A 5,658-nucleotide genomic window follows, 5' to 3' on the forward strand; every position below is an offset into this window, starting at 1 on the left:
TGCCACGGTAAAAGGAGGAAAGCTGGTGCCGGATGAATCAAATAAACAAGCTCGGAATCTGTTACCTGATTCCGGCGTTAATACTGGCAAGGAAAATCAATGAGTCACTCAAGCGCGTGTGCCTAATCTATCAACAAGCCATGCAGAAAATTATTTTTAAAATACCGTGAAGATAATCGAAGCTGAATAGAATATATAAAGCGTCATCAACGGAAAATAATTTATGGAAATCTGCATACACCGCGGCGCACACCAAATCGGCGGCACATGTGTCGAGATAGCACACGACGGCTCCCGGATTGCCGTTGATCTTGGCTTGCCTCTGGATGCCGAAAGCAACGGGCCGGAGTTACTGCCCGCGGTATCCGGCTTCGCGCAGCCCGCCAAGGATCTTCTTGGAATCATTATTTCACACCCTCATCAGGATCATTATGGCCTGCTTGCTCATGTTCCGGAAGATTTACCCATAGCCATGGGGCAAGCAGCGCGGAACATTCTGGAGGCCGCCTCCAGATTCATGCCGGGGCCCAAGCCATTTCTAGGCAGCCTTGAGCTAAGAGATCGGCGGGTATTAGAGCTTGGCCCGTTTGCAATTACGCCTTTCACCGTTGACCACTCGGCTTATGATGCTTATGCCTTGTTGATTGAAGCCGGGGGCAAACGTGTTTTTTATAGCGGCGACTTCCGTGCCCATGGGCGCAAGGCGACCTTGTTTGAGCACCTGGTCAGCGCCCCGCCGACTCCGGTTGATTGCCTGATGCTTGAAGGCACCAGCCTCGCACGCCTTGATGAAGGCGAGCATTTTGTTGCCGAAAGCGATCTGGAACAGCAGTTCGTGGATGCCTTCAAGCGGATAACCGGGCTAGCCATGGTTTTTGCGTCCGCCCAGAACATTGACCGGCTGGTAACCATGTACCGTGCAGCGCTTAAAAGCAAACGATTGATGATACTCGATCTATATACAGCCGAAATTCTCGCTGCGACGGGAAACGAAAAATTACCCCAAGGTCATTGGGATAATGTTCGCGTCATCATCCCATACAGCCAATCGAGACAGGCCACGGAAACCGAGAATCTTTTCAAACGGCACCACTGCATCAATTGGGCAACTCTGCATGAACTTGGCCCGAAGGCCGTGATGCTCTGTCGCCCATCAATGCTCAGGCAACTCGCCGGCACAGGAAGTCTTGCCGGCGCAGAAGTAATTTATTCAATGTGGGACGGCTACCTCAAAGACGGCAAAACACAGGCTCAGCTCGATGCATTGAATATCCCGATGACAAAAATCCATACCTCCGGCCATGCGGACATCCCGACGCTCAAGCGCCTGGTCGCTGCATTACAGCCCAAGAGCGTTGTGCCGATTCATTCCGAACATCCTGAACTTTTTGGAGCGCTATTCCCCAACGTAATAGCACGGGGAGATGGAGAGTGGTGGGAGCTTTAGATTATTGATCGAGTAAACAAAATGACCGAATATGCCACAATCACCAAGTGGTATCACGGACCAATACTACCGCATCGTTATTGCCTGATTAGGGACTACTAAATTCTACAAGGAGAGGGAATGAGTGCACGTATTATTTCAAAAACTTTCATCAAAGATCTTAAAGAAGGGATACTTTCCCCGATACTCAGGCGCGTCCAGAATGATGAAACATTGTTTCTAGCTATTCGTAAGGATTACGTTAATATCTATTACCGTGGCGGAAATATTATGAAAATTCAGGAGCTAGGTCCAGAACAATATTCGGCATTATTTGATAAGAAATATGATCATCATAAGGGAGGGTTGCCGCCGCTACCAGCACAACTTGATACACCTGATTCCGTTAATGTTTGGGTTAAGTCCTTTCCTCGAATTAAAGAAGTGATGGATTTCTGGTTTTCAGACCATCCCAAGTTAGAACGGGAATTCCAGCAAGTCGTAGCACGAGAGAACAACAATTCATCGGTATCAAATACAACGGAATACTTTATTACCGACGTGGAGTTTTCGGACTCTGAGATGGGAGCCCGGTTTGATATGTTGGCAATTCAGTGGTTACGTGGCAAGCGTAAGCATGGGAACACATGCCGACCGGCTTTAATCGAGATGAAATTTGGAGATAGCGCTCTCGGGGGAGGGGCCGGACTTCTGAAACACTTGCAGGATTTTGAAATGTTCATAACTGATAAGGAACGTTATAAAAGCCTTCTGGAAACCATGACAAGCCAATTTGATCAAATGCGTGAGTTGGGGGGATTGATACGATTCGGGAATAACGGCAACGATTATAAGGCGATCCCGGATGAGACAGTCCGGCCTGAGGTTGTATTCTTGCTTGCTAATCATAATCCGGACAGCACGATACTGAATACGTTTTTGATCAATTTAACTGATGACTACGTTGACTCACTTCACTTTGATCTTCGTTTCTTCGTTGCAAATTTTGCAGGGTACGGACTTCACGAGAAGAGCATGCTGACTCTTGCGGAGTTTCGTGAGCATATAAATTTTGTGGATAATCGAAAGGGTTAAACATTGACGAATACGCAAGGTAATGGCGGGTAACTAGACTCGGAATTGGGTGATCTAAATACACATATATAACAATTGGTTAAAAAATATTTTCATTTTTCGTAAAGATAATGCCCTCTCGATAAGAATATATAGGCGTTGCTTGGCTGGGCGGTTGCCTTAACTCCATATTCCAAGCGCAGTGAGATACCACGCTGTCATCAACCTCCTGATGGCGGAATGATGGTAACTAATATCGAGAGCGAAAAATGACGATAAGCCAAGAACTGCTGAACGCCCTGCATCGGGATTTTCCCGACAAGTTTCCAGATGCCGCTCCAAGGGCAATAAGCAGCCCGAGCCGCCATTCTGCTGCAATGCATGTATCCGGCGGTGAAAGTATCAAATATCTGGAGTTTGACGACTCGCCACCTGAAATCGGCAGCAATGAAATCCAGGCAGTTGTCGAATTTCTGCCTTTTCTCGATCCGGCGGTCGGCAACCTTGAACTTGCCGAGCACCCGACATTTTTTAATGCTGTACTCATTCCCTTTGCAGAAACACTCGAAAAGACCGGATTCACCTATCCGATTAGGCTTCTACTTTGGGAAGATGATGATTCGGTCGATCTAACCGATGAGATGCGCAGAGGCGGGTTGGAATGGATAGCCACAGCTCCGCTGGATGAGCTGCGACGCTTTATGTGCGGGATCATCAGCAACATGAGAATTATACCGATGCGCGTCGAGGCGGATGTCCGTGACGGAACGGTTTCGGCCATTCTTAGGCGCTTTGCGGATGGCTGGTGCTCGTACTTGATACCTCCACCAATGAAAACCTGTGCAAGCGGCTGAGCCTTGTTCGTCCAGATGAAGCAAAGAAGTTGCCCACCATACCCAATCACTCTCTAAAGGAAAAATTTATGATGCGCCAAATCGTTCTTGATACTGAAACAACGGGGCTTTCTCCGACTAATGGGCACCGTATTATCGAGCTGGCCTGCGCTGAAATGATTGACCATCAACTGACAGGTAGCCGTTTTCATGCTTACGTAAACCCGGAGCGGGACATCGAGCCCGGTGCTCAGCAGGTTCACGGAATCGACGCAGCTTTTTTATCTGACAAACCAAGGTTTGCCGGAATTGCAGGGGAATTTATCAATTTCATCACAGGTGCGGAGCTGGTTATCCACAATGCCCCGTTCAATGTTGGCTTCCTAACCCACGAGCTTACCCTTGCTGGCTTGCCGCAGCTTGATTCCGTTTGCACTGGGATATTCGATACCCTGCAATTTGCGAGAGGAAAATTTCCCGGCCAGAAAAATAGCATTGACGCTCTCTGCGGCCGCTACCAAATCGACTATCTACACCGCACATTGCATGGGGCGCTTCTTGATGCTGAGCTTCTGGCGGAGATTTATCTCAAGATGGTTTAATCATCCTGCTGCGATTCAATCGGCAGTCGTTGTATGGCGGGATCGGGCGCGGAAATTGGGCGTAACCAGTTCCCAAAATGTAGGTTAACTAAAATTAGGGAGGTAAGAATGAGCAGTCACTGCATACACTGTGGTTCATCCAGTTATGGCTCTTGCAGCAAAAACAAATTACACAAGGTTCACGAACATCATGAAGACGAACACAAATGTGTTTACTGCGGTAGCAGTTCTTATGGCTCTTGCAGCAAAAGCCCTTTCGAGGTTCATAAACACGGCCACGGAGGCAATAAATGCGTTTGGTGCGGATCAACTTCATCCGGCTCTTGCTCCAAAAGCCCAAGCGGCAAACACGAAAAGGACTGATGCTGGCCGGAAGCTGTAGATTTGCCTGAAACTAATCAAGGTCGGCGAAACCTATGCTGGTAGGGACTTAAACCTCTCGCCAACTACTCCTGCCAAATCGGCTTTCTTGACATGCATGATGAGCTAGCAAATTTGCTTTATAAGCGATATCCAGGGATTTTCCCGGAGCATCTCAGGAATAGGCAGGATGGCGCTTTCAGGGGGATTGAGTGTGGCGATGGCTGGTTCGCCTTGATCGACACACTCTGCGCAGAGATTCAGTTCTACAGTGACCATAACCCAATACCCCAAGTCGTGGCAACGCAGGTCAAGGAAAAATTTGGCACCTTGAGGTTTTATACGTTGGGTAGCGGCGATGAAAGGACGCGTGGCATGGTCAGTATGGCTGTAGCAATGTCTGCGCACATCTGCGAAGTTTGCGGATTGCCGGGTGGCAGGCGTGGAGAAAATGGCTCCCAAATCCGGTGTGATGTTCATCATGTTGAGCAAGCTAAAAACAATTTAGCCTGAACCGACTCCCATGTTATTAAGGTAATCGAAAACCCTGCCGTGCGTATTGGGATATTTTTCGTGGTTGATGGCGTAGTGTTGTGTGATTCCGTTTCTATTGGAACTGGCCAACAGTATGGCGATTATGTTGAACATGGCGGCCATTATGAATATTGGCTAAACCTCGCGCCAACTACTGTCGCCGAATCAACTTTCAAAGCTCATGCTTATGACTATTTCCCAAGAGGAAGAGTTGTTTACGATAGTCAGCATAGGCGAGTGAAGCTATATGCCGACCGCTGCATCAAGAGGGAAGCGATTGCCGTAATTCGTGAGCTTTTTGCACTTCCATCTGATATGCCGATAATTTATGACGAGCATTACCAGTGCCAAAGCTGCAATCGTGCTTTCATTGATGACTTTGATGAAGCCGATTAGTCTTAAGACACGGAAGGGGCAATAAAATTAGTCCAGCGTAAGGAAATAATCGCTGTATCGATTTGCTCGCCCTCTCTGAGATCAGCATTTGCAATCTAACTTTTGCAGTCGCACATCTGCGAAGCCGGTTCAATTCCAGAACCCGCAACTGAATCAGATTTCGCAAAACTCAGTACAATCAGGCAATCTCGATAGAACGCAGTAAGAAAGGAATTCTGGGATTTTAGAAACCGTCAGTTAATGCTGCGGCATCCTGTCTCCGAGCTGGATGGTAAAGCGATTGAGTGCGGCTTTCCAGTCCCTATATTGTAGTAGTCGCGACTTCATCTGACAGTTACCCGATTTGAACGAAGTGACTGTCAGTTCAGGTTCAGCTATTCAATGTGGTGATTTTATCGTGCCACGCCTCCTTTCCGTCAATTAAAGTTTGCAT

7 protein-coding genes are annotated in these 5,658 nt (G+C 47.8%); 6 read left to right on the forward strand and 1 reads right to left on the reverse strand.

Going from position 1 to position 5,658, the window contains the following annotated elements; translation table 11 throughout:
• Window positions 1-223: 223 nt before the first annotated feature.
• The 5 genes from PHE17_RS21305 (at window position 224) to PHE17_RS21325 (ending at window position 4,317) form a co-directional block, all read left to right on the forward strand.
• A complete protein-coding gene (locus tag PHE17_RS21305) occupies window positions 224-1,447 on the forward strand; it encodes an MBL fold metallo-hydrolase (protein WP_301017942.1) in 1,224 nt (407 codons plus the stop codon).
• A 120-nt stretch (window positions 1,448-1,567) separates the two neighbouring features.
• Complete coding sequence (locus PHE17_RS21310) at window positions 1,568-2,521, forward strand: hypothetical protein (protein ID WP_301017943.1); 954 nt, start codon at window positions 1,568-1,570, stop codon at window positions 2,519-2,521.
• Between the two features lie 248 nt (window positions 2,522-2,769).
• Entirely contained in the window at window positions 2,770-3,354 is a 585-nt protein-coding gene (locus PHE17_RS21315) for a hypothetical protein (RefSeq protein ID WP_301017944.1), read from the forward strand.
• Between the two features lie 68 nt (window positions 3,355-3,422).
• Window positions 3,423-3,935 carry a DNA polymerase III subunit epsilon gene (dnaQ, locus tag PHE17_RS21320; protein ID WP_301017945.1) on the forward strand — a complete coding sequence of 171 codons (513 nt, stop codon included), beginning with the start codon at window positions 3,423-3,425 and terminating at the stop codon, window positions 3,933-3,935.
• Between the two features lie 145 nt (window positions 3,936-4,080).
• Window positions 4,081-4,317 (forward strand): hypothetical protein, encoded by a 237-nt coding sequence (locus PHE17_RS21325; RefSeq protein WP_301017946.1) that lies wholly within the window; start codon window positions 4,081-4,083, stop codon window positions 4,315-4,317.
• Between the two features lie 104 nt (window positions 4,318-4,421).
• On the opposite strand, the gene PHE17_RS21330 is transcribed toward PHE17_RS21325, so the two are convergent.
• Window positions 4,422-4,778, reverse strand: a complete 357-nt coding sequence (locus tag PHE17_RS21330) for a hypothetical protein (RefSeq protein WP_301017947.1) — start codon at window positions 4,776-4,778, stop codon at window positions 4,422-4,424.
• Between the two features lie 90 nt (window positions 4,779-4,868).
• On the opposite strand from PHE17_RS21330, the gene PHE17_RS21335 reads away from it, so the two are divergent.
• A complete protein-coding gene (locus PHE17_RS21335; RefSeq protein WP_301017948.1) occupies window positions 4,869-5,225 on the forward strand; it encodes a hypothetical protein in 357 nt (118 codons plus the stop codon).
• Window positions 5,226-5,658 lie beyond the last annotated feature (433 nt).

It is taken from the genome of Thiothrix sp., from assembly GCF_028714775.1.
Taxonomy (GTDB): domain Bacteria; phylum Pseudomonadota; class Gammaproteobacteria; order Thiotrichales; family Thiotrichaceae; genus Thiothrix.

What these genes read in the sequence shown, in the direction of transcription:
- PHE17_RS21315 (WP_301017944.1), top strand. Translation starts at nt 2,770, where the DNA reads ATGACGATAAGCCAAGAACTGCTGAACGCCCTGCATCGGGATTTTCCC.
- PHE17_RS21305 (WP_301017942.1), top strand. Translation starts at nt 224, where the DNA reads ATGGAAATCTGCATACACCGCGGCGCACACCAAATCGGCGGCACATGT.
- PHE17_RS21330 (WP_301017947.1), bottom strand. Translation starts at nt 4,778, where the DNA reads ATGATGAACATCACACCGGATTTGGGAGCCATTTTCTCCACGCCTGCC.
- PHE17_RS21325 (WP_301017946.1), top strand. Translation starts at nt 4,081, where the DNA reads ATGGCTCTTGCAGCAAAAACAAATTACACAAGGTTCACGAACATCATG.
- dnaQ (WP_301017945.1), top strand. Translation starts at nt 3,423, where the DNA reads ATGATGCGCCAAATCGTTCTTGATACTGAAACAACGGGGCTTTCTCCG.
- PHE17_RS21310 (WP_301017943.1), top strand. Translation starts at nt 1,568, where the DNA reads ATGAGTGCACGTATTATTTCAAAAACTTTCATCAAAGATCTTAAAGAA.